The organism is Staphylococcus sp. GDY8P120P (assembly GCF_017892065.1).
Classification (GTDB): domain Bacteria; phylum Bacillota; class Bacilli; order Staphylococcales; family Staphylococcaceae; genus Staphylococcus; species Staphylococcus nepalensis.
Genome location: NZ_JAESKI010000012.1, coordinates 39,317 through 63,609, shown reverse-complemented (window position 1 = coordinate 63,609; position 24,293 = coordinate 39,317). Strand labels below are relative to the sequence as shown.

Annotated in this window: 22 protein-coding genes; 16 read left to right on the top strand and 6 right to left on the bottom strand. The window is 32.3% G+C overall.

Going from position 1 to position 24,293, the window contains the following annotated elements; translation table 11 throughout:
* Positions 1-2: 2 nt before the first annotated feature.
* The 10 genes from nirD to KA900_RS08740 all read left to right on the top strand — a co-directional run bounded on the left by nirD (position 3) and on the right by KA900_RS08740 (position 11,956).
* Entirely contained in the window at positions 3-317 is a 315-nt protein-coding gene (gene nirD / locus KA900_RS08785) for a nitrite reductase small subunit NirD (RefSeq protein ID WP_096808521.1), read from the top strand.
* Positions 308-1,246 (top strand): uroporphyrinogen-III C-methyltransferase, encoded by a 939-nt coding sequence (cobA, locus tag KA900_RS08780; protein WP_103372693.1) that lies wholly within the window; start codon positions 308-310, stop codon positions 1,244-1,246. The genes nirD and cobA overlap by 10 nt, the downstream gene beginning before the upstream one ends.
* A gap of 321 nt (positions 1,247-1,567) precedes the next feature.
* Positions 1,568-5,251: a nitrate reductase subunit alpha gene (locus KA900_RS08775; protein WP_096808523.1), complete on the top strand. Its 3,684-nt coding sequence runs from the start codon at positions 1,568-1,570 to the stop codon at positions 5,249-5,251.
* On the top strand, positions 5,241-6,809 hold the full coding sequence (gene narH, locus KA900_RS08770; RefSeq protein WP_103372691.1) for a nitrate reductase subunit beta: 1,569 nt from the start codon (positions 5,241-5,243) through the stop codon (positions 6,807-6,809). Before KA900_RS08775 ends, narH begins: the two co-directional genes overlap by 11 nt.
* Positions 6,802-7,377 (top strand): nitrate reductase molybdenum cofactor assembly chaperone, encoded by a 576-nt coding sequence (gene narJ / locus KA900_RS08765; protein WP_096808525.1) that lies wholly within the window; start codon positions 6,802-6,804, stop codon positions 7,375-7,377. Before narH ends, narJ begins: the two co-directional genes overlap by 8 nt.
* Positions 7,370-8,047 (top strand): respiratory nitrate reductase subunit gamma, encoded by a 678-nt coding sequence (narI, locus tag KA900_RS08760; protein WP_096808526.1) that lies wholly within the window; start codon positions 7,370-7,372, stop codon positions 8,045-8,047. Before narJ ends, narI begins: the two co-directional genes overlap by 8 nt.
* Before the next feature lie 14 nt (positions 8,048-8,061).
* Positions 8,062-8,514, top strand: coding sequence for a nitrate respiration regulation accessory nitrate sensor NreA (gene nreA, locus KA900_RS08755; RefSeq protein WP_096808527.1), 453 nt, complete (start codon positions 8,062-8,064; stop codon positions 8,512-8,514).
* A 3-nt stretch (positions 8,515-8,517) separates the two neighbouring features.
* Positions 8,518-9,558, top strand: coding sequence for a sensor histidine kinase (locus KA900_RS08750; protein WP_096811195.1), 1,041 nt, complete (start codon positions 8,518-8,520; stop codon positions 9,556-9,558).
* A 21-nt stretch (positions 9,559-9,579) separates the two neighbouring features.
* Complete coding sequence (gene nreC, locus KA900_RS08745) at positions 9,580-10,233, top strand: nitrate respiration regulation response regulator NreC (protein ID WP_119487911.1); 654 nt, start codon at positions 9,580-9,582, stop codon at positions 10,231-10,233.
* Between the two features lie 559 nt (positions 10,234-10,792).
* A complete protein-coding gene (locus KA900_RS08740) occupies positions 10,793-11,956 on the top strand; it encodes a nitrate/nitrite transporter (protein ID WP_119487912.1) in 1,164 nt (387 codons plus the stop codon).
* Positions 11,957-12,090: 134 nt separating this feature from the next.
* On the opposite strand, the gene KA900_RS08735 is transcribed toward KA900_RS08740, so the two are convergent.
* The 3 genes from KA900_RS08735 to KA900_RS08725 form a co-directional block, all read right to left on the bottom strand.
* The gene (locus KA900_RS08735; protein ID WP_096808530.1) at positions 12,091-12,525 is read right to left on the bottom strand and encodes an Hsp20/alpha crystallin family protein; all 435 of its coding nucleotides are present in this window, start codon (positions 12,523-12,525) and stop codon (positions 12,091-12,093) included.
* 42 nt (positions 12,526-12,567) lie between these two features.
* Positions 12,568-12,939, bottom strand: a complete 372-nt coding sequence (locus KA900_RS08730) for an Hsp20 family protein (protein ID WP_103372688.1) — start codon at positions 12,937-12,939, stop codon at positions 12,568-12,570.
* A gap of 242 nt (positions 12,940-13,181) precedes the next feature.
* Positions 13,182-13,622 (bottom strand): MarR family winged helix-turn-helix transcriptional regulator, encoded by a 441-nt coding sequence (locus KA900_RS08725; RefSeq protein WP_096808532.1) that lies wholly within the window; start codon positions 13,620-13,622, stop codon positions 13,182-13,184.
* A 398-nt stretch (positions 13,623-14,020) separates the two neighbouring features.
* Between KA900_RS08725 and KA900_RS08720 the strand changes: the two genes are divergently transcribed.
* From KA900_RS08720 to KA900_RS08705, 4 genes are all read left to right on the top strand, one after another.
* The gene (locus KA900_RS08720; protein ID WP_096808533.1) at positions 14,021-14,377 is read left to right on the top strand and encodes a DUF3139 domain-containing protein; all 357 of its coding nucleotides are present in this window, start codon (positions 14,021-14,023) and stop codon (positions 14,375-14,377) included.
* A gap of 257 nt (positions 14,378-14,634) precedes the next feature.
* Complete coding sequence (locus KA900_RS08715) at positions 14,635-15,156, top strand: TetR/AcrR family transcriptional regulator (protein ID WP_115341973.1); 522 nt, start codon at positions 14,635-14,637, stop codon at positions 15,154-15,156.
* A gap of 73 nt (positions 15,157-15,229) precedes the next feature.
* Entirely contained in the window at positions 15,230-16,174 is a 945-nt protein-coding gene (locus KA900_RS08710) for an SDR family NAD(P)-dependent oxidoreductase (RefSeq protein ID WP_103373764.1), read from the top strand.
* A 556-nt stretch (positions 16,175-16,730) separates the two neighbouring features.
* Positions 16,731-18,005 carry a cation:dicarboxylate symporter family transporter gene (locus tag KA900_RS08705; protein ID WP_210139449.1) on the top strand — a complete coding sequence of 425 codons (1,275 nt, stop codon included), beginning with the start codon at positions 16,731-16,733 and terminating at the stop codon, positions 18,003-18,005.
* A 254-nt stretch (positions 18,006-18,259) separates the two neighbouring features.
* Here KA900_RS08705 and KA900_RS08700 read toward each other — a convergent pair whose 3' ends face one another.
* Positions 18,260-18,604, bottom strand: coding sequence for a DUF4889 domain-containing protein (locus tag KA900_RS08700; RefSeq protein ID WP_096808537.1), 345 nt, complete (start codon positions 18,602-18,604; stop codon positions 18,260-18,262).
* Positions 18,605-18,750: 146 nt separating this feature from the next.
* Entirely contained in the window at positions 18,751-20,850 is a 2,100-nt protein-coding gene (rsp, locus tag KA900_RS08695) for an AraC family transcriptional regulator Rsp (protein WP_147641329.1), read from the bottom strand.
* A gap of 211 nt (positions 20,851-21,061) precedes the next feature.
* On the opposite strand from rsp, the gene KA900_RS08690 reads away from it, so the two are divergent.
* Together KA900_RS08690 and KA900_RS08685 are read left to right on the top strand one after the other, a co-directional pair.
* Positions 21,062-21,637 carry a peptidoglycan recognition protein family protein gene (locus KA900_RS08690; protein WP_096808539.1) on the top strand — a complete coding sequence of 192 codons (576 nt, stop codon included), beginning with the start codon at positions 21,062-21,064 and terminating at the stop codon, positions 21,635-21,637.
* A gap of 114 nt (positions 21,638-21,751) precedes the next feature.
* On the top strand, positions 21,752-23,182 hold the full coding sequence (locus KA900_RS08685) for a sucrose-specific PTS transporter subunit IIBC (RefSeq protein ID WP_103372481.1): 1,431 nt from the start codon (positions 21,752-21,754) through the stop codon (positions 23,180-23,182).
* Between the two features lie 109 nt (positions 23,183-23,291).
* Here KA900_RS08685 and KA900_RS08680 read toward each other — a convergent pair whose 3' ends face one another.
* Positions 23,292-24,230, bottom strand: a complete 939-nt coding sequence (locus KA900_RS08680) for a magnesium transporter CorA family protein (protein ID WP_115341974.1) — start codon at positions 24,228-24,230, stop codon at positions 23,292-23,294.
* Positions 24,231-24,293 lie beyond the last annotated feature (63 nt).

Below are 24,293 nucleotides of genomic sequence, written 5' to 3'. Positions count from 1 at the left end.
TCATGGATTCTAAAACTAAAATTAAAGTGTCTTCAATTGATTCATTAACGCCCTTGATTGGTAAAAAAGTTGTTATTGAAGATAAAGAAATCGGCCTATTTTTAACTGAAGATGGACAAATCCATGCAATTCAAAATCGATGTCCACATAAAGATGGTCCATTATCAGAAGGTACTGTTAGCGGAGACTATGTATATTGTCCGTTACATGATCAAAAAATTGATATGAATACAGGATTAGTGCAATCGCCAGATACGGGTTGTGTAGAGGTTTATCAAGCGGTGATACACGATGGGGATGTTTATATATGTCTTTAAATAAGAAGGGGAAGGTATACCTTGTTGGCGCTGGGCCAGGCGATCCAGATTTGTTAACACGTAAAGCAGAACGTTTGATAAGACAAGCCGATATTATTTTATACGATCGGCTTGTAAATCCGTTTATTTTACAGCTAGCTAAGCCTGGTATAAAAGTCATTAACGTTGGAAAACAACCTTACCACAAACATATTCAACAAGCTGAAATTAATAGGCAACTTATTGATGCAGCTAGTTCACATGGTTGTGTTGTGAGATTAAAGGGTGGAGATCCAGCTATTTTCGGACGAGTGCGTGAGGAAGTCGTTGCTTTAAAGGCACAAAATATTGATTGTGAAATTGTACCTGGTATTACTTCTGCTAGTGCAGCAGTGGCAATAATGGGTCAGGGCCTTACTGGACGGAAAATTGCTACAAATGTTACTTATACAACGGGGCACTTTTGCAAAGAGAATCATAAAAAAGTAGATATAAGTGCAATCTTAAAAAACGGCACGTTGGCTATTTATATGGGAATTAAAAATTTAAATGAAATGATGACTCAAATCTACCAGAAAACAGAGATAGATTACCCAGTAGTTGTTGTATATAACATTTCTACTTATCAGGAAAAAGTAATTAAGGGAACTGTGACGACAATTGGTCAAATTATAAAAAGACAAGCAGGATCACCTGGCTTGGTTTTAGTTGGTTCATTAATGTCTGAAATCGATTGTGAAAATTATTTTAAACAAAAGGCGACAAAAAATTACTTAATTACTGGAGGTTACCAACTTGCTATAGATAAAGCATTATCACTATATAGCGAAGGGCATTTTTGTATCATTAATCCAGAAGATAGGTCAATGTATCATGAAACACAATTAGAACTTATTAATGAGATAACAGAAAAGTATACATTTGATGAATATATAGAATTAATTGAATAACCGATGATATGAAGCGCGCGAAACGCTTATGAATCTGTCATGATTATAAAAAAAGCATACCTTAACGCATAATAAACACTTCCCTAAAATCAACTATTAATATTGATTTTAAAGAAGTGTTTTATTTAATTATATCAACTGTGCAAATAACAGTTAATTTTGGATAATTAGGGCTTTTTTATATTCAATTAGGTAAATCCCTAATATATAGAATTTGTGAAAAAAAGTACAATTTAATTAAGAAAAGCAAAAAGATAACTACAACACAGATATGCATATGATATAGATTTTATAGGTAACGATGTTGAGAGGGTGTATAAAATGAAAAAGTTTGGAATGAAGTTTTTCAGACCAACTGAAAAATTCAATGGTGATTGGTCTGTATTAGAAAGTAAAAGTAGAGAATGGGAAAAAATGTATCGAGAACGTTGGAGCCACGACAAAGTCGTAAGAACAACCCATGGCGTCAATTGTACGGGTTCGTGTTCATGGAAAGTGTTTGTGAAAAACGGCGTTATTACATGGGAGAACCAACAAACCGATTATCCAAGTTGCGGCCCAGATATGCCTGAGTTTGAGCCTAGAGGTTGCCCGCGTGGTGCATCGTTTTCTTGGTATGAGTATAGCCCTTTAAGAATTCGTTATCCATATATTCGTGGTAAATTATGGGAATTATGGACAGATGCATTAGAAAAGCATCACAACAATACAGTAGCTGCATGGGCATCGATTGTAGAAGATGAAGAAAAGGCTAAAATTTATAAACAAGCACGTGGAAAGGGTGGCCTTGTACGAACAAATTGGAAAGATGTTTCTAAATTAATTTCAGCTCAAATCATTTACACAATTAAAAAATTTGGACCAGATAGAATCGCAGGCTTTACTCCAATCCCTGCTATGTCTATGTTGAGTTACGCTTCTGGTGCGCGTTTTGTCAGCTTGCTTGGTGGTGAGATGTTAAGTTTTTATGATTGGTACGCAGATTTACCGCCTGCATCACCACAGATTTGGGGAGAACAAACAGACGTTCCAGAATCAAGCGATTGGTATAATGCTTCATATATTATGATGTGGGGTTCTAACGTGCCTCTAACAAGGACACCAGACGCACATTTTATGACAGAAGTCCGTTATAGAGGTACTAAAGTTATTTCAGTTGCACCGGATTACGCAGAAAACGTTAAATTTGCAGATAATTGGTTAGCACCACATCCAGGAACTGATGCAGCAGTTGCACAAGCCATGACACATGTTATTTTACAAGAATATTATGTTAATCATCCTAACCCATATTTTATTAATTATGCTAAACAATACACAGATATGCCGTTTATTATCATGTTAGACGAAGACGAAAATGGATACAAGGCAGGACGTTTCTTAAGAGCAGAAGACATAGGAACACAAACAGCACACAGCGATTGGAAACCAGTTGTTTTTGATAAATTGACACAACAATTAACTGTACCAAATGGCACAATGGGTCAACGTTGGGAAGAAGGTAAACAGTGGAATCTTAAATTAGAAAACGAAAATGGTAACAAAATAGAACCCGTTTTAAGTCTTGTAGAAGATGAATATGAATTAAAGCAGATTCAATTTCCGTTCTTTGATAACGAAGGAAACGGTATTTTTGAAAGGCCGATTGCTGTTAAGGAAATAACATTAGCCAACGGTGAACAAAAATACGTTGCTACGGTATATGACCTGATGACGAGTCAATATGGCATACAGCGCTTTGGGCATGAATTAGAAGCAAAGGGATACGAAGATGCCACATCATATTATACGCCTGCTTGGCAAGAAAAAATCACCAGTGTTAAATCAAGCGTAGTAACGCAAGTTGCAAGAGAATTTGCACAAAATGCGATAGATACCAAAGGAAAGTCTATGATTATCATGGGCGCCGGCATTAACCACTGGTTTAATTCAGATACAATTTATCGTTCTATTTTGAACCTTGTATTACTGTGTGGTTGTCAAGGCGTTAATGGCGGCGGTTGGGCGCATTATGTTGGTCAAGAGAAATGTAGACCAATTGAAGGTTGGAATACAATAGCATTTGCAAAAGATTGGCAAGGCCCGCCTCGATTACAAAATGGTACAAGTTGGTTTTATTTCGCTACGGACCAGTGGAAATATGAAGAATCTAATGTAGATAGTATTAAATCTCCGTTGGCAGAGAATATTAAACATCAACATCCGGCAGATTATAACGTATTAGCTGCAAAATTAGGATGGTTACCATCATATCCACAATTTGATAAAAATAGTTTGGCATTTGGTGAAGAAGCTAGAGATAATGGTGAGTTTAATAATGAGGCAATATTAAAAAGGGCCATCGATTCAGTTAAAGCTAGAGAAACTAAATTTGCAATCGAAGACCCTGATTTAAAGAAAAATCATCCAAAAACTTTATTTTTATGGCGCTCAAATTTAATTTCAAGTTCCGCAAAAGGACAAGAATATTTTATGAAACATTTACTTGGAGCTAAATCTGGTTTGATGGCTGAACCTAACGAAGAAGCTAAGCCTGAAGAAATCAAGTGGAGAGATGATACAGAAGGTAAATTAGATTTGCTTATATCATTAGATTTCAGAATGACTGCTACACCTTTATATTCAGATATCATTTTACCGGCTGCAACGTGGTACGAAAAACACGATTTATCGTCTACAGACATGCATCCATTTGTGCATCCATTTAATCCAGCCATCGATCCACTATGGGAGTCTCGCTCAGACTGGGATATTTTTAAAACATTGAGTAAAGCATTATCTGAAACAGCGAAAACCCACTTAAATGGTGTCTATAAAGATGTAATCACAACGCCTTTGGCACATGATACATCGCAAGAAATCTCCAATGTTAATGGCATTGTTAAAGATTGGACTAAAGGTGAAATAGAGGCAGTCCCAGGTAAAACGATGCCCGGGTTTGCAGTGGTTGATAGGGATTATACAAAAATTTATGACAAATTTATTACGGTAGGTCCACTGCTTGAAAAGGCAAAAATAGGTGCGCATGGTGTGAGCTTTACTGTTGCCGAACAATATGAAGAATTAAAAAGTATGGTAGGTACATGGAGCGATGCAGATGCGCGTTCAATCAAGCATGAACGGCCTAGAATAGATACCGCAAGGCGCGCCGCAGATGTAGTGTTAAATCTTTCTTCAGCAACAAATGGCAAATTATCTCAAAAATCTTATGAAGATTTAGAGCAACAAACAGGTATGCCATTGAAAGATATTTCAAGTGAACGTGCTTCTGAAAAAATTTCGTTTTTAAATATTACGGCACAACCTAGAGAAGTTATACCGACAGCGGTTTTCCCGGGTTCTAATAAAAATGGCCAAAGATATTCACCATTTACAACGAATGTAGAACGCTTAGTACCATTTAGAACATTAACTGGAAGACAAAGCTATTACATTGACCATGAAATTTTCCAACAATTTGGCGAGAATTTGCCTGTTTATAAACCAACATTACCGCCGATGGTATTCGGTGCGAGAGACAAGAAAGTGACGATGGATCAAAATACTCTTGTACTACGTTATTTAACACCTCATGGCAAATGGAATATCCACTCCACTTATCAAGATAATCAGCACATGTTGACATTGTTTAGGGGAGGACCAACAGTGTGGATTTCATCTGAAGATGCGAAAGTACATGACATTCTAGATAATGAATGGTTGGAAGTGTATAACCGTAATGGTGTTGTAACAGCTAGAGCAGTAGTATCACATCGTATGCCGAGAGGGACAATGTTTATGTATCACGCACAAGATAAACATATTGAAACACCTGGCTCGCAATTAACGGATACGCGGGGCGGATCGCACAACGCACCTACACGTATACATTTAAAACCAACACAGCTCGTTGGAGGTTATGCTCAGATCAGTTACCACTTTAATTATTACGGGCCGATAGGTAATCAAAGAGATGTTTATGTAGCAGTGAGAAAACTGAAGGAGGTAGACTGGCTTGAAGATTAAAGCACAAATTGCAATGGTATTGAATTTAGATAAATGCATTGGTTGTCATACATGTAGCGTTACATGTAAAAGCACTTGGACTAATCGCCCCGGCGCAGAATATATGTGGTTCAATAACGTTGAAACAAAACCAGGCATTGGGTATCCAAAAAGATGGGAAGATCAGTCACATTATAAAGGTGGTTGGGTTTTAAATAAAAAAGGAAAATTAGAACTCAAGTCTGGTAGTAAATGGGCAAAAATCGCGCTTGGAAAAATATTTTACAATCCAGATATGCCTGTAATCAAAGATTATTATGAGCCGTGGACTTATAATTACGAACATTTAACTACAGCCAAAGCAGGAAATCATTCACCAGTAGCAAAAGCCCACTCTATTATTTCAGGAGATAAATTAGATTTAAAATGGGGGCCAAATTGGGAAGATGATTTAGCTGGAGGACACGTAACAGGTCCCGAAGATCCTAATGTTCAACGTATTGAAGAAGATATTCAATTTAAATTTGATCAAACGTTTATGATGTACTTACCTAGATTATGTGAACATTGCTTAAACCCAAGTTGTGTAGCTTCATGCCCTTCAGGTGCTATGTATAAACGAGATGAAGATGGTATTGTCTTGGTTGACCAAGAAGCGTGTCGCGGTTGGAGATACTGTATGACAGGTTGTCCTTACAAAAAAGTTTATTTTAATTGGAAGACAAATAAAGCTGAAAAATGTACATTTTGTTTCCCACGAATTGAAGCTGGTTTACCAACAGTTTGCTCAGAAACGTGTACAGGACGAATGAGATATTTAGGAGTACTTTTATACGATGCTGATAGAGTTGAAGAAGCAGCTACAACAGAAAATGACCAAGATTTATATGAAAAACAATTAGATTTATTTTTAAACCCATATGATGAAAGCGTGGTTGAACAAGCACAAAAAGATGGCATTTCTATGGAATGGATTGAAGCGGCGCAAAATTCACCTGTCTATAAATTAGCTATTGAATATAAACTCGCATTCCCATTACATCCAGAATACCGCACAATGCCGATGGTTTGGTATTGCCCTCCACTAAGTCCAATTATGAGTTATTTCGAGGGTAAAACGGCGATGGATGCCAATAGAAATCCTGATATGATTTTCCCGGCTATTGAAGAAATGCGTTTACCAATACAATATTTAGCAAGTTTACTTACAGCGGGAAAAACTGAACCAGTCAAAGAAGCACTGCAAAGAATGGCGATGATGAGAAGTTACATGCGCGCCCAAGTTACGAATAAACCATTTGATGAAGATAAGTTACAGAGATTAGGTTTGACCGAACGTCAAACTAAAGATATGTATCGTTTACTTGCTATTGCTAAGCATGAAGATCGATTTGTTATTCCAACTTCTCATAAAGAAGCCTATATGGATACGTACCATGCACAAGGCAGTCAAGGATATGGAGGAGAATATTTTGGTTCAAATTGCGAAGGGTGCGGCGTGCCTGTAGGCACAGCTTCAGAAAAATCGGGGCAAGAGATATATAATGATAATTTCTATGGAGGGATTTTCCGTGATTAATATCGCACAATTTAAATCATTTCAAGAAACACTCGGATATTTCGCTCAACAATTAGATTTTCCTGAAAAATTGACATTACATCCTAAACCATTTGAAAGTATCATTCATCCAGACCATCCAGCTTATCATAACCTTATTATATATCGAGAGCGCATACATGCATATCGTTTTTTAGAGGTTCAACAACTCTATTCTGACACGTTTGATTTTAATAAGAAGGCGCCGTTGTATATGACTTATAATAAATTTGATACTCAAAAAGAACGGGGACAATTATTAGCTAAATTAAAAGTACTATACGAAATGTTTGGTTTGAAAATGGCGGACAATGAGTTATCTGATTTTTTACCACTAATGCTGGAATTTTTATATATTGCACAATGGCAAAATGACCCAAGAGCAAAAAGCAATATTGAGTTTGTCATTATGATTATTGAAGATGGTACGTACGCTATGGCAAATCAATTGGCAGAACAAGATAGCCCTTATTATTATTTGGTTAAAGCTTTAAGAGAAACGCTAAAAGCGTGTATTGAGCCAACAAATGAGGTGAAAGCAAATGTTTAATCAATTCTTATGGGTTATATTTCCTTACCTATGTATCGCTATATTTTTTATTGGACATATTGCAAGATTTAAATTTGATAAGTTTTCATGGACGGCAAAATCGAGTGAATTTATAGAAAAAAAACGCTTGAGGTGGGGGAGCCTCATGTTCCATTTAGGCATTATTCCAGTAGCGGTTGGACACTTTGTTGGTTTAATTATTCCAGCTTCTTGGTTACGAGCGGTTGGCGTTAACGATCATTTATATCATATAGGGGCAGTGTATATTGGTAGTATATTTGGTATAATAACATTGGTAGGTATGTTGTTATTAACTGCACGACGCATCACTCAAAAAAATATTAGAAAGCTCAGTTCAGCTTCAGATATCATTGTTAACCTTTTATTATTACTGATTGTTTGTATGGGGTGTTACGCTACTTTAGTTACTAACGCTGTGACGCCCGATTTTGATTATCGTGCATCCATATCAATTTGGTTCAGAAATTTATTTATCTTTTCACCAGATGCAGCTTTGATGGCAAATGTACCACTCTCATTTAAATTCCATGTGTTGTTAGGATTTACAATTATGGCATTATGGCCATTTACGAGACTAGTTCATGTGTGGAGTGTGCCATTAACATATGTGAGTAGAAGTTATATTATTTATCGTAAACATAAAGTATAAAAGGGGGCCGTATATTGAGTTCATTGCTTTTAAATAAAAAGATTGATTACCAAGCAGCTTTGGATTTAATTAGAACAAGAGAAGGTTTTGACTTTGCGGGATTAGCGTTTTATGAGCAAGAAAATCAAATATCACCTATTAAATGGCATTATGTTTCAGGCAATCTGAATACTAGATATAAACTGATTGTCTTGAGAAAAGGTAAAGGGCTTGCTGGTAATGTTATGAAGACAGGTAAACGTATGATTATTGAAAATGTAGACCAATGTTTATTACCTTCAGAAAAATATAAATATCCGATTGTTTTAACTGAATGTTTAACTGCAATGGTGGCAATCCCTTTATGGTACAACCATAAGGTGTACGGTGTTTTGCTTTTAGGACAGAGAAATAGAAAAAACTTACCTTTAGCGCATGCTACACTTTCAATAAGTGATGTGTTAGGTATTTTTAAAGAAGAAGACTAGGTGATGATAGTGCAAATAAATCAGATGGAAGATATGAGTCAATTATTATTGCAGTATTTTAATAACACAAGAGAAAAGATAGTATTCGTTGATAATGAAGGTAAAGTCATTGCTAAGAATCAAGCTGCAAAAGATATTATTTCCAATGATGAGAACTATCGTGATATGACTCATGTTATATGTAATCGATGTGATGGTTATACAAATGAATTTGATTTACAATCATGCAAAAATTGCTTTCTTGAAGCTGAAGAAGTAGGAAACACAAGTTTTCAGGTTTTTATGAAAACAAATAGAGGTACTGTTGAGCCATTTACTGCTACATACCAAACGATTGATCCAATCAATGACATTAAAGTATTCACTCTACAAAATGTTTCTCCGCAAATTGAGCGTCATGATAAAATGTACCAACGTAAGATGATGCAAAAAACAATTTCTGCACAAGAGAATGAAAGAAAACGTATTTCTAGAGAATTGCATGATAGCGTTGTTCAAGAAATGTTGAATATAGATGTAGAGCTGAGATTATTAAAATATCAGCAAGAAATGGCTGATTTGCTTGAAGATTCAAAACACATCGAAGGGTTGATGTCCAAGCTTATAGATGATATACGCAATTTATCTGTTGAATTAAGACCATCTTCTTTAGATGATTTAGGTTTAGATGCAGCGTTTAAAACATATTTCAAACAAGTTGAATCGAATTATGGAATGAAAATTGTTTATCATTCCAATTTAGATGCCCAACGATTCGATAATGAAATTGAAACGGTTGTTTACCGTGTGGTACAAGAGGCACTATTTAATGCCATTAAGTACGCTAATATCGATAAAGTAGATATTGATTTACATTATAATCATAATAGATTAATTGCTGAAGTTGTTGATAGAGGTAGAGGATTTATTAAAACAGACCAACCACAAGGAACTGGTTTAGGGCTTTATGGCATGCATGAGCGCGCTGAATTAGTTAATGCGGAAGTGAATGTTGATAGCCAAATTGGGAGAGGAACGATTGTGACTTTAGAAGTGCCAATTTAAGGGAGTAAGGAGAAGTTAATTTTGAGAATAGTTATTGCAGATGATCACGCGGTTGTCAGAACAGGGTTTTCTATGATTCTAAACTACCAGGACGATATGGAAGTTGTGGGAACTGCTGCTGATGGTGTAGAAGCATATCAAAAAGTAATGAAACATAAACCGGATGTATTAATGATGGACTTGAGTATGCCCCCAGGAGAATCTGGGCTAATAGCAACCAGTAAAATAGCTGAAAGTTTCCCTGATACAAAAATCTTAATATTAACAATGTATGATGATGAAGAATACTTATTTCATGTATTAAAAAATGGAGCAAAAGGTTATATTTTAAAAAATGCTCCAGATGAGCAGCTCATTTTAGCAATTAGAACTGTTTATAAAGGTGAGACATATGTAGATATGAAACTAACCACTTCTCTTGTAAATGAATTTATTAGTAATACTTCACAAGATATAGCTTCAACATCAGATCCTTTTAAAATTTTATCTAAAAGAGAAATTGAAATATTACCTTTGATTGCAAAAGGCTATGGTAATAAAGAAATAGCAGAACAATTATTTGTATCGGTCAAAACAGTAGAAGCGCATAAGACACATATTATGCAAAAATTGGAACTAAAATCGAAACCTGAATTAGTAGCATATGCGATGAAGAAAAAACTAGTTGATTTTTAGTTTATTAGATAATATATTCATGTAAAACCATAACGCCGAGAATAGGACAGAAATCACATGTTTTTTAATGACTTCATTGTCTCCTCTAAGGATTGGTTAGAACTATACATTTGCGTAAACGCGTTGTATAGGCTAACACACATATGCCATCAGTAATGTTAATTTAATCCATTGATAAGTGATGCTTCATAAAAAAGCATGGACCCAAACGGGTCTTTTTTTTATATAAAAGCCTTAGGTTAAGTAGACGATATGAACTAAAGTTTATGCATATAAGGGTGATTTTACAAACTATTTATAATCAATTCATGAATATAGAAATAGGGGGAATTTGACAAAAGTTAAGGGATAATCCTTATGTTTATTTTTTCACAAAGATTTTACACTAACTATATAGCTAGTATTCTACGATGTTAAAAATTTTAAAGACTCAAATGTTACACCAGTTTTACCTTTCATAGTTAATTCCTTAATACTTAATAATGAAATACATGATTATTGTAGGCCATTTGTAGAATACTAGTGTTTTAATTAAAAAACGTAAATGTAGGTGAATGTAATGAACAAAGCAAGTGGCGGTTTTCAATTAACTTTACAATCTTTAAGTTTAGTCGTGGGGTTCATGGCATGGAGTATTATCGCACCGTTAATACCTTTTATTTCACAAGACGTTAATATATCTGGGAATCAACTCTCTATTATATTAGCAATACCTGTTATACTCGGTTCTATTTTAAGAGTACCGTTTGGTTATTTAACAAATGTCATAGGTGCTAAATGGGTCTTTTTCTGTAGCTTTATTATTTTATTATTTCCAATTTATTTTTTAAGTCAAGCTCAAACAACAGGGATGTTAATGACTTCAGGATTCTTTCTAGGCGTCGGTGGCGCTGTGTTTTCGGTTGGTGTTACATCTATCCCTAAATACTTCCCTAAAGAACGCGTCGGCTTAGCAAATGGTATATATGGTATGGGTAATATTGGGACTGCAATTTCATCATTTTTGGCACCACCTATAGCTTCAATCATTGGTTGGCAAACGACGGTGAGAAGTTATTTAGTCGTAATCGCTTTATTTGCAGTTTTAATGTTTTTATTTGGAGATGCAAAAGAGAAAAAGGTTAAAGTGCCTTTAATTGAACAATCTAAACGTCTGTTTAAAGATTTGAAATTATATTATTTATCACTTTGGTATTTTATTACTTTTGGCGCTTTTGTGGCATTTGGATTATTTTTACCTAATTATCTTGTACAAGACTTTGGTATTAGCGAAGTAGATGCTGGTCTACGGTCGGGCGTATTTATAGCATTAGCAACATTTTTAAGGCCTTTGGGAGGGATATTAGGAGACAAATTTAATGCCGTTATATTATTGATGATTGATTTTTCTTTGATGATTGTGGGCGCAATTATTTTAGGCATCTCAAATCATATTCTGTTATTTACAATTGGTTGTTTACTCATTAGTATTTGTGCTGGGTTAGGCAATGGGCTTATCTTTAAACTTGTACCGTTTTACTTTAGTAATGAGGCTGGTTCTGCAAATGGTATTGTTTCTATGATGGGGGGCTTAGGTGGCTTTTTCCCACCTATTGTTATATCTTATGTAACGATGATGACAGGAACAAGTCATTTGGCTTTTATATTGTTAGCTATATTTGGAACGATTGCTTTGTTAACAATGATGCATATGTTGAAAAGAAACAAGGTAAGCACTGTTTAATATAATAATATAGTCAAATAGTTAACTATTCATTAATAGTAGTTGTTTTATTTAGATTACTTTATAAATAGCTAGAAAGTAATACAAATAAAAAAGCAACGCTTGATTTTAAAGCGTTGCCTTTTTTAGATGGATTAATCTATTTGAATGTTAGAAGATGAGGATTCTTCTTTCTCTTTTTTAGGTAGTGTAACATTTAACATACCGTTTTCATACGCAGCTTTAATACCATTTTCATCAACATTATCAAATTGGTATTGTCGTTTTACATCACTATAGCTACGTTCTTGATGGATAATACGTCCATTTTCATCTTCTTTGTTATTTTCGAAGGTTTGTTTACCTTCAATTGTTAAAATATTATCTTCAAATTGTAAATTAATATTTTCTTTTTTCATTCCTGGTAATTCAGCTTCTACTACGTAAGCGTCTTCTAATTCTTTAACATCCGTTTTAATATTGCTACTGCCTGGGAATTGATCGAAGATTTGACGTCCAAAATCTTTGAAAAAATCGCTAGGGTTCACATCGAAAAATGAATTATCAAAAGGTCTCATATTGAAAGCCATAAAAACATCTCTCCTTCAATTTAATTATATTTAGTTTATAATTTAGTCAATATTAATTTGTGTTTTTGTGTGATTAATTGGTAATTCAACACTTAAAATACCATCTTCCATTGTTGCTTTGATATTTTCTTTATCTACATTTTTAAATATAAATTGTCTACTTTGTTCATTTGAATTGCGCTCTCTAATCAAGTATTGATCTTGGTTTTCGGTTGTAGTAGAAGTTTGTGTTACGCGAATCGTTAATGTTTTATCTTCAAATTGAATAGTGACATCGTCTTTGCTATAACCAGGGAGTTCAGCTATGACTTGATATGCACCATTTGATTCATACACATCTACTTTAAAATCATGATGCTCAGTTAGTAAACTTTCAATTATATCTGTTGGAAAATTTTGAGTGTTTTGCATCATCTTTTCACCTCTCCTTTAACCTTATATTCATATTATAATACAATAGTCAAAGAAAGTCAAAGTCAAAGCATGAAAGTTAAAAGTAATTTATATTTCAATTTCATCATAGTGTAATGGAAGGATATTCGCAAAATATTGAAAGTATTATATTTAAATGACTTATTAAAAAAATAGAGGCAAGTATAAGTTCAAATGAGATGTATGATTTATAACATCCAAACTTTTCTTTGCCTCTTTATATATTAAAGTTCTTTATTAAAATTTTTATTTACGAAGTTTTGTAGAGTTTCTTTTAAGTGAATAGCTTCTTCAATATCCATATCGAATTCACTAAAAACTTTTCTAGAAACATGGGATAATGCCTCTTGAATTTCAGCACCTTGGTCTGTAAGTGCGATTTGTAAATTACGTTCATCATCAATCTCACGTGTTCTACTAACATATCCTTTCTTCTCTAATTTTTTTAGTAAAGGTGTTAGTGTCCCTGAGTCAAGATAAACACGTTGACCAAGTGTTTTAATGTTTATCTTTTCATCATTTTTTATAGCGAGCATAACAATATAGCCAGTGTATGTTAAATCATACTCTTTTAAATAGGTAGTATATTTTTTTATAATTTCTTTAGAAGAAACATAAAAAAGAAAGCACAGTTGTTTTTCTAAGTAGCTAATTTTTTCCTCCATTTAATCACCCCTTTTGAAATTTAACCTTATTATGAACCACGAACATTGTCAAGGAACTGTTGTGCACCTTATTCATAATATTTTTATACTATTATTTAAGTATTATCTGAGTAGACATATTGAATATTGCTTATTTAAAAGAAATTCAACCTTAATACAAGTACATACCATCTGAAAAATTAAAACAAAAATGTACGTTTATTCGTTGTTTGAAATAAATCTAATCACTTATTAAAGTCATAATTTAAGAACATTTTGTTACAAAAAGATATAATACTTTATAAATGATTTATTATCATTCATAATATGAATATTATGTATTTTAACAAAAAGTTGATGGGTTTAATGGTGAATGAAAAAATATTTAATTGATTGTTTTTATTAAAAGGAGATTAAAGATGAAGACGTTTTTAAAAATTTTAGGACTATTGGTGCTTTCATTGGTTTTAGCAGTGGCATTTTTCTTCGGTTTAAGGACGTATCAAGGCCACAAAAATTTGGAATTAGTTGATAATTATATGGATGAAACGCATTTAACAGAAAAAATCCAATCTGAAAAAACCTTATATAGTGCTAAAAAAGGATTGTATTATAAGGAAGTTAAATTCAAAGATGATTCAGAACATACTTATGTTGTGCAACCAGTTAGCACATTTAAGGGGATATTAGTACAAGGTTTTGATGAAGAAACTAAGAAAAATGTAAAAGATGCAAAACATAATACGTTTAAAGAGAAATATAAACCTAAAGATTAAAAAGTTATTTGTTTAATGATGTTATCATTTTATTGATTAGAGCAAAAGCAATATAAAGTTGGCTGATTCCTTATTTATATAGGGTGTCAGCCATTTTTTATTAATGAGAGGTAAATATATTAAGTGAAAAGTAAAAGTGAATCTAATAGTTTACTTTTATAGTTTATTTTTAATATTAATATGTATAATTTGCATTATAATATTATTAGGTTTATATTATTTATTAATCAATCAATAAATAAAGGGGCAGAGCCGAAATGGAAAATAAAAATAGCATGAAACGAAAAAATGAAATTTTAGAAGCTAGTTTAATAGCGTTTTCGAAGAATGGTTACTTTAAAACTACAACGGCACATATAGCGACTATAGCGGGTATTTCGCAACCCTATGTTTTTAAATTTTTTAAAACAAAAGAAGCATTATTTATTGCGGCTTTAAATCAAGCATTTGAAAGAATTATAGAAAGTTTTGAACAAATTAAATCTAATAACGCAGATATTGTAGAAGATATGATTACGGCTTATGAAACGATTTCTAATAAATATCCTAATGAAGTTAATATTCAAGTGATCGCGTTTTCGGTGACAGAAGAAAATATACAAAATACAGTTAGAACAGGTTTATTAAAAATTAGAGATTATGCGTTAAAAAGATTTGAAAATGAAAATGTGAACAACCCAGAAAACGAAGTTACTACTTTTTTAGCGAGAGGTATATTATGTAATATTTCTCAGTTTATAAATTTACCTAGTTTGATAAATCGTAATTTAAATAAATAATCATTTGAAATGGTTATTTATTTTTTTGGAAGTTTATTTATTGATTGATCACTAACAAAAAGGAAGTGTTAACATGAATAAAGTTATTGTTTTAGGGGCGACTGGCGGTACAGGTCAAGCGTTAGTTTATGAATTGCTACAACGTAATATACAAGTAATTGCTTTTGGGCGATCTAAACGCAAACTAGAAACTTTAATTAAAAAACATAATAACGCTAATCTCACTTATGCACTAGGCGATATATTTAATTACCAAAGCATATTAGAAGCTTCTGAAAATGTAGATATAATATTTCAATGTGCTAACGTACCTTATCAAGAAATGAAATCGAAATTACCTATTATCGGAGAAAACGTGATGCAGGTAGCAGATAAGTTAGAGAAAAAAATAGTGATTATTGATGGTATATATGTATATGGCCGTCAGTGTGCGCAAGGAGATGAAAATCATCCAAAACTTCCAAATACGAAAAAAGGTGCAATACGACTTCAATTTGAAAATTTGATTTTTGATAAAAATAAATGGACTAAAGCAAAGCCATTAATTGTTAGATTACCTGATTATTTTGGACCTAGTGCTCAAAACACATATTTACAGCCCACAATAGATGGCGTATTAAATAATAAACATACAATTTTCATTGGAAATTTGAAAACGTCTCGTGAGTATATTTATTTACCAGATGCTGCCAAAATGATTGTAAATATTGCAGAAAAAGAAACTTCATACGAAGAAAATTGGAATATACCAGGAAGTAATCCCATTTCAGGGAAAGAGATCATTCATAAGATTCGTAAAATTACAAATTATAAAAAGCGCATCATCCCATTAAATAAACTAATGATTTCATTAATAGGACGGTTCAATCCATTTATGAGAGAAATTATTGAAATGATGTATATCACAAAAGAAGGGTTTATTTTGAATGGTGATAAATATCAAAATAGAATTGGGCCTATCGTACGTACTGACTTTGATAAAGCATTAAAGGAAACTTTAAATCGTGCGGATGATTAATTTAAGTATGAGGAGTGGAATCATTATTTCACATACTCAATCTAGTCAACCACTGTCAATATCATAAAAGAACCTGAGACATCGATTGATGTATCAGGTTTATTTTTTATAATAAATAGATTTTACTTTCTATTCTTTCAATCCATTGCTTACTTTATTACAACTTAAGCCACATAACATAGATTTTCTACTTACTATAACGAATGTTAAATGATATTGTAATATAACAATTTATTCACGCTTGAAGTGAAACGAATATTAAAAAATAGTACTGATTATTTATGTTACACAAATATAAAAATAACTAAAAGAGAAGTGATTTTAAGCGCTGAAACGTGAAATTATAGTATGTTGAAATCTCTTCTATTTATGTATTGCTTTAATACTCAACTAGATTTTTTAGGGATTAGACAAAAGGTTAATGTTACTTATATATATATAAATAGAGTAATAATAAAATATAAATGTAATATTATAAATTTTATCAAAAAAATTTATATCTAAACAAAAAATATTTTGATATAATTAAGCAATGTCAGAAGAGGGGAGTAACATCATGGCAATAATAAGAAGAATAAGTTTGCCAATGCAAGTTATTATCGCATTGGTATTAGGTATTATCGTAGGTCTATTACTTTATGGACATGATGAGATTGCAAATTATATTAAGCCTTTTGGCGATATCTTCTTGAATTTAATAAAAATGATTGTAATTCCAGTTGTTTTTTGTTCACTAGCGTTGTCTATTTCAAACTTAGGTGAATCTAAAACAGTAGGACGTTACGGTTTTAAAACAATTTTATATTTTGAAATAATAACAACAGTTGCTATTGGACTAGGCATACTTTTTGCAAATATATTTAAACCAGGTAGTGGATTAAATCCTGATAAACTACCAAAAGGTGATATTTCAACATATGAATCCTCAGCGAAAGCTGCTGAAGAATCTACATATGGCAACCATTTTATCGATACAATTGTAAACATTGTACCGCAAAACTTTTTTGAAGCTTTAACCGCAGGAGAATTATTACCGATTATATTCTTTGCAGTATTTTTTGGTATTGCATTATCAGCCATTGGTAAAAAAGCGCAACCAGTTCAGGACTTTTTAAATGGTTCATTAGAAGCTATATTTTGGATGATAAATAAAATATTGAAATTAGCTCCAATTGGTGTATTCGCATTTATTTGTACAACCATAATGACTTTTGGCGCCGCAGCATTACTACCATTATTAAAATTATTATTAGTAGTTATCGGTGCCATGGTGTTCTTTGTTATTGTGGTATTAGGTATTGTAGCTAGAATGTGTGGTATTAGTATTTTCTCTATTATTAAAATATTAAAAAATGAATTGGTATTGGCATTTTCTACGTCTAGTTCTGAATCTGTATTACCAATCATAATGAAAAAGATGGAGAACTTTGGTTCACCAAAAGACATTACATCGTTTGTAGTGCCAATCGGATATACTTTCAACCTTGATGGTTCTGCATTATATCAATCTATAGCAGCATTATTTGTTGCGCAAATGTATGGTATAGACATGTCAATCGGACAACAAATAATGCTTATGGTCACTTTAATGGTAGCTTCTAAAGGTATGGCAGGCGTACCAGGCGTATCCATTGTCGTGCTTATTACAACGCTAACTTCTATGGGATTACCAGCGGAAGGTTTAGCGCTGATTATTGGTATAGATAGATTATTAGATATGGTACGAACTTGTGTTAACGTTTTAGGCAATGCTTTATCTACTATTGTTATCGCAAAATGGGAAAACGCTTATGATAAAGAAAAAGGCCAAGCCTATTTAAAATCTATATAATTAAAAAATTGAATTCTGACATTTTCGCACTGAATAGCAAAATGAGCTATTCAGTGCTTTTTATATAAATACTAGAAATAAAATAGATAATTTTAAATAAGTTTCGTTATCTAGCGTCTACAGGGAAGTTAAAAAGTGGAATGGTGCTATATGTTTATGCTTCAACACATTAGCTACTGTCTATATCATATTTATGGCTGGAGCATTAATGAACGCACCAGCCATAAATAGAATGCTATTAAATTAATTTTATATTACATGCCTTTCATGTCCATGTCATGGATCTTCATCATTAAACCATGTGGTACATCATCGTGATCGACTACTTCCATTTTACTATAGTCGTCTTCATTTTCAGACTTAGTTAATTTGACGAAGTCGCCTTTTTTAGGGTTAAATCCTGATTCAGAAGGTATTTTTACATTTTCTTCTACTTTATGGTCTTTCTCACTCACCACTTTTTCAGCTGTTGTACTATTTTTCATGTAGCCGAAATATGTTTCTTTTTGTCCGCCTGAAACCATCATGATAACTAAGACAATTGCTACAATAACCATAATAGCACTGATAATAATTGCAAACATTTTATTGTTTTTCAAAATAAGATTCTCCTTTATATACCTTTACTTCAGTTATATCTAAAATATTAGGATAATGCGATTGAAGAAGAAGTAAAGAGTGTACTTTTAAAAACAATTGTACGAATTTCGCCTTATTTCTTATTGACTGTATTATATAAAAATTGTTACTTATGCGTAGGCGTTAAAAGCATGTATTTGACTTCGTCGTGTCCTATATCAAATTCTATTGGACTATTAGGGAACGTAGTATGCCGTAATTCAGATTTTGGCATGTTTGAACGTTCAATGTTTCGTAAAAGCGATTGCTCGATAAAAGTATTATTAAAAATAGGCGGCAATGCGTAAGCAATAAAACCATGTTCTCTATTTAAAGTACGAATAAACAAAATCGATTTTGAAATAGATGATTGTTTTTTTAATATGAATTTTTGTGTTTTTTCTGTAGTGTGTTGTTTTGAATTAAATAATAATAAGTGTATACCATGCTTATCTTTTGTAATTAAATAATTAGATTGTATCAGAGCAGGTTTATTATAAAATGGTTTCAAGAACTGAAAGATATAAACAATAGGTTCATAAATGCCATGTTGATTCATTAAAGCAATATCTGAGCCATTTTTAGACATTAATTCATAACCTATAGCAGCCCCATTTTTTATTAAAAATAAAAAATGTTGCATCATTTCTGATACCCCTAAAGGGGTTTTGGGGTCGCGTTGAGTAAAATAATTTTTCGTAATCTTTGTGTATACACATTTGGAAGGCTTCAACTTGGATATAGCGATGAATATTTCATAATAATCTTGATAATTTGAAATATTGTCAAATCGATTGCTATATTTATGCACCATAGCTCGGACATCATTTCGTTCTATATCGATAAAATTGAAGTCAAAATTAAATCTATGTAAAAGTGTAATTGTATGATTGAGGTTTTGCGTTTGGTTAAGTACACCTTCAATATTTATAGCTAATTTGATATTAATACTTAAACTTTTAGCTCTGATATACAAACGATTTACATCGTTTAAAGAAAGATATTCTGTATCGAATAGAATCATAAAATGATACATCTCATTGTGGTTATGATACTTTGGTTTAAATATAAGGAATTGAGAGATAACTTGTTCGACTTTTTCGTATTGTTCTATGGATTTAATTTTAATGACCACACCCATACACTGAGAAAACAGTGTATCGATAAAATTGACAATGCCATTTAAATTTAATGTCTCTAATGCAAGATTGCTAATGTTATTTATGAGCAAATAGCAATTGCTAAGATCGCTAAAGTTAAGCTTTTGATTTAAATTTGTTTGAATAACATCCATAATACTATCTATATGAATAAAAACAGTAGGTTGCTTCGCAGAGTCATCGTATTCTAGGTAATCTAAATTGATTGTTTGTATATTAAATGTCTGAGGTTTATCAATTAATTGTGATTTAAAATAACATGAATAATCGCTTACATCAGTAGTTAATAATTTAACAGACTTATGATGTAGTAAGTTTAGCCTTTTTCTATACGAGATGGGTGTTAAATTTAGATAATTTTTAAATTGTTGCGTGTAATTTGCGTAATGATTGAACCCCATATTTTCTGAAATAGTGTAAATCGTTTTATTACTGTTCATAACCTCTGAAAGCGAAATGGCAATTTTTAAACTTGTAATATAATGTTTAAAACTGATCCCTAAATACTTTTTAAACAAAATTGAAATGTATGAAGCAGAAATATAAAAAGTAGCAGAAATTTCTTTAGACATGATAGGCCGAGTGATATGACATTTAATATATTCTGATATTTTATTTAACAGTTCATTATCAGATTGGATGTTTGGTATGTAAAAATAATCATTTGATTTTTTAGTTTCTTGTTCTAAGATAGCGATGATTTCAGTTAATTGTGGTAGCTCTATTGTGCTATGGTCACTTAATTTTTCAATCATATTTAAAATTAAATGCTTTAAATATTCTGATGAATTTAAAACTTTAACATCATAATGGCAATTAAAAAACAATTGATTTAGCGGGATGATTTGTTGAATAGGGATTTTTAACTCAACAAGTTGTTCTGCATGTGTGATACGAAACAGATCACTATGATTGATGATGACGATATTACTATCAAACGACCCTTGTTTACCGTTTATATTGATATCTATCTGACCTTTTAAAGAAAATAACAATATCACTTGATTGATACAACGGCGAGTGTTTGTAGTTAAAAACTCGTGGATACATAATGTGGCATGTTCCATTTAATCTAGCAACTCCTAATAGTGTATTGATATATTAGTTAAATTACATTATATAATAAATAGTTGTGAATATTAACATATTAAATATAACTTTTTTCCTATTTTGGCAGTTGATTTCGTCTGATAAATTAAATTGTATACGTCCTTAATTATTTTATAGATAAATTTAAGTGGTTCATGGTAAGAAATTTTAATAATAGGAGAGTGGCTTATGGAACATATATATTCTGATTATTTTAATCTAACTGAGACAATCACAGAATTGAAAAGAGATATATTAGGTGTGGTACTTCATGATGATGCAGAAAATTATACAGCAAAAGCATATATCACTTGGTTAAAAAAAAGAATCGACCAAGATGAGTTAGAAAAAGGGTGGGCAAGTGTTTATGTTGATCAAACGACTTGTTATTGGTTTCATCCAACACATTATACGGAATGGCACTGTGGAGATAAGTTTGCGAATACCCACTATATTGGGATAGAACGATGCCAATCTAAAATAAATGGTGTATTAAATGATAATGAGTTTATGAAGGTAGAAGAAGTTAGTTTCTGGTTAGCTGCTGCAATATTAAAGAAATATCATTTACCTGTTAATAGAACCACGGTAAGAATCCATAAAGAGTTTTATAATACGGCTTGTCCAGCTAGGTCATGGCTAATTCATTTACAAAATGGGCTAGATACGTTGGAAAGTATTAACAAACTCAAAGACTATTTTATTTTTAAAATAAGCCAGTATTATAGCGATATTAGCAAAAAGGACATTGAGATTCTTGGATAAATAATAAAGCTTAAAAATCATCAAAATTTCAAAAAATATTGCGTTCTAATTTGGAACCGGTTACAATAATAGTAAAGGAATTTGGAACCGGTTTCGTTATTGGGAGGTTAAACTATGAATTATAAAAAATCAGCTGAGAGTATTTTAAATGCGATTGGCGGAGAGAATAATATTGATGCAATGGCACATTGCGCCACGAGATTACGTCTTGTGCTCAAAGATGAAAGTTTGATTGATGAAGAAAGTTTATCATCAATGGAAGTAGTAAAAGGCACCTTTGCTACAGGAGGTCAGTACCAAATTATCATAGGTTCAGGTACTGTAAATAAGGTGTTCGCAGAATTGGAAAAAATCACAGGAAAAGAAGCATCGACAACTTCAGAGGTGAAATCTGAAGGTAATAAGAGCATGAACCCATTCCAAAAATTTGTGAAAATGTTATCAGACATATTTGTACCTATTATCCCAGCAATTGTAGCTGGTGGTTTGTTAATGGGTATTAATAATATTTTAACAGCGCCAGGTATATTTTATAATCATCATTCTTTAATAGAGGTACATAGCCAATTTAAAGGCTTAGCAGAAATGATTGATATATTTGCTAATGCACCTTTCACGTTGCTACCAATTTTAATTGGTTTTAGCGCAGCAAAACGTTTTGGCGGTAATGCGTTTTTAGGGGCTGCCCTAGGGATGATTCTAGTTCACCCAGAACTAATGAGCGCATACGATTATCCTAAAGCGGTTGAATTAGGAAAATCAATCCCTCACTGGCATTTATTTGGGTTAGAAATTAATCGAGTCGGATACCAAGGACAAGTATTACCTATGTTAGTAGCAACTTATATATTGGCTAAATTAGAACAAGGATTGCGTAAGGTCGTGCCAACGGTGTTAGATAACTTATTGACACCTTTAATCTCAATATTAGTTACCGCTTTTATAACATTTTTATTTGTTGGACCTATAACAAGAACATTGGGTTACTGGCTTTCAGATGGTTTAACGTGGTTATATGAATTCGGCGGTGCAATTGGAGGACTAATATTTGGACTGTTATATGCACCTATTGTGATAACAGGCATGCATCACAGCTTTATCGCAATTGAAACTCAGCTCATTGCTGATAACGCAACGACCGGCGGATCATTTATTTTCCCGATAGCAACGATGTCAAATGTGGCACAAGGCGCAGCTGCGCTTGCTGCTTTTCTAATTATAAAAAAGAATAAGAAATTAAAAGGGATAGCTTCTGCTGCAGGTATTTCAGCATTATTAGGTGTTACTGAACCTGCAATGTTTGGAGTGAACTTAAAATTAAGATACCCATTTATTGGAGCAATTATAGGTTCTGGAATTGGTGCAGCCTATATATCATTTTTTAAAGTAAAAGCGATCGCATTAGGAACTGCAGGTTTACCAGGGTTCATTTCCATCAGTGGTGTGAATCACGGATGGTTACATTATGGCATAGGTATAGCTATTACTTTTATAGTTACATTTGTTGTAACGTATGCTTTGTCTTTCAGAAAAAAATATGTGTGATTACGGATAAACAATAATTTAAGATACACCCCTAAAGTTGAATGGTATCATTCATTTTAGGGGTGTGTTTTTATAAAAAATAAAGATAAATTGTCTTTAGTTCTTTTTATTAAAATTTTTGTTTACGCCATAAAAATGCGCCGACTAAAGAAACAATTGTTAGTGAAATACCGATTACGATAATCCAAGAAATATAACTATGTTCATCGATAGGTAATGGAACATTCATTCCAAAAAAGCTAAATACTAGGGTCGGTAGCGTTAAAAATACAGTGAATAGTGTTAGTGTTTTCATAGTGTTATTCATTTCATTTGAAAGTAATGATGCATACGAAGTAGTAATGCTTTCTAATATGTCTGTATATAATCGCGTCGTTTCCAAAGCTTGGTTATTTTCAATTAATAAGTCTTCAAGCAACGCTTCATCTTCTTCAAACCGCTTGATTGCAGGTACTCTAAAAAGTTTTTTGATAATTGTTTCATTGCCTTTGAGTGCAGCTAAGAAATAAACTAAACTCTTTTCAACTTCCATTAAGTTATATAATTGCTTATTTGTAACATTATTTTTTAAATCACGCTCTATACGTAATCTCGTTTTGTTCAATAATCTAAGATTTCTATTGTAATGATTCGCAATAGTTAATAAAATATTGAGTGCGAAGCGACTGTGAAAATGTAAATTAATATTTTGCTGGCTGAATTTTTCGAGAAACTCATTTTCAATATTACATACAGTAATTATTTTTTGATTACCAATAATAATACCTAAAGGAATCGTGGTAAAAGACAGCACTTTAAGGTTTGTATCATTGACAACAGGTAAGTCTAGAATAATAAGAGAATAGCGTGTATCTTCATCATATTCAATACGTGAACTTTCTTCAGTATCTAGTGGGTCTTTAATAAAATCTTCAGGTATATGATATAAGGTCATTAATTGTTCTATTTCTTCCCAATTTGGGTCTATAACGTTAATCCATGATGCGTTATGGTCTAAAGTAGATGTCACAACCTCTTGTGTACGTGTATGTTTATAAGCAGTGATCACAATATAAATCTTCCCTTCGTTAAATTCTTTTTAATAGTAGCGAAGATTTGAAAATATGACAAG

What these genes read in the sequence shown, in the direction of transcription:
- KA900_RS08685 (WP_103372481.1), top strand. Translation starts at nt 21,752, where the DNA reads ATGAATTATAAAAAATCAGCTGAGAGTATTTTAAATGCGATTGGCGGA.
- KA900_RS08690 (WP_096808539.1), top strand. Translation starts at nt 21,062, where the DNA reads ATGGAACATATATATTCTGATTATTTTAATCTAACTGAGACAATCACA.
- KA900_RS08730 (WP_103372688.1), bottom strand. Translation starts at nt 12,939, where the DNA reads ATGATGCAAAACACTCAAAATTTTCCAACAGATATAATTGAAAGTTTA.
- KA900_RS08740 (WP_119487912.1), top strand. Translation starts at nt 10,793, where the DNA reads ATGAACAAAGCAAGTGGCGGTTTTCAATTAACTTTACAATCTTTAAGT.
- narI (WP_096808526.1), top strand. Translation starts at nt 7,370, where the DNA reads ATGTTTAATCAATTCTTATGGGTTATATTTCCTTACCTATGTATCGCT.
- KA900_RS08705 (WP_210139449.1), top strand. Translation starts at nt 16,731, where the DNA reads ATGGCAATAATAAGAAGAATAAGTTTGCCAATGCAAGTTATTATCGCA.
- nirD (WP_096808521.1), top strand. Translation starts at nt 3, where the DNA reads ATGGATTCTAAAACTAAAATTAAAGTGTCTTCAATTGATTCATTAACG.
- KA900_RS08725 (WP_096808532.1), bottom strand. Translation starts at nt 13,622, where the DNA reads ATGGAGGAAAAAATTAGCTACTTAGAAAAACAACTGTGCTTTCTTTTT.
- KA900_RS08735 (WP_096808530.1), bottom strand. Translation starts at nt 12,525, where the DNA reads ATGGCTTTCAATATGAGACCTTTTGATAATTCATTTTTCGATGTGAAC.
- KA900_RS08715 (WP_115341973.1), top strand. Translation starts at nt 14,635, where the DNA reads ATGGAAAATAAAAATAGCATGAAACGAAAAAATGAAATTTTAGAAGCT.
- rsp (WP_147641329.1), bottom strand. Translation starts at nt 20,850, where the DNA reads ATGGAACATGCCACATTATGTATCCACGAGTTTTTAACTACAAACACT.
- KA900_RS08775 (WP_096808523.1), top strand. Translation starts at nt 1,568, where the DNA reads ATGAAAAAGTTTGGAATGAAGTTTTTCAGACCAACTGAAAAATTCAAT.
- KA900_RS08710 (WP_103373764.1), top strand. Translation starts at nt 15,230, where the DNA reads ATGAATAAAGTTATTGTTTTAGGGGCGACTGGCGGTACAGGTCAAGCG.
- KA900_RS08720 (WP_096808533.1), top strand. Translation starts at nt 14,021, where the DNA reads ATGAAGACGTTTTTAAAAATTTTAGGACTATTGGTGCTTTCATTGGTT.
- KA900_RS08750 (WP_096811195.1), top strand. Translation starts at nt 8,518, where the DNA reads ATGATAGTGCAAATAAATCAGATGGAAGATATGAGTCAATTATTATTG.
- cobA (WP_103372693.1), top strand. Translation starts at nt 308, where the DNA reads ATGTCTTTAAATAAGAAGGGGAAGGTATACCTTGTTGGCGCTGGGCCA.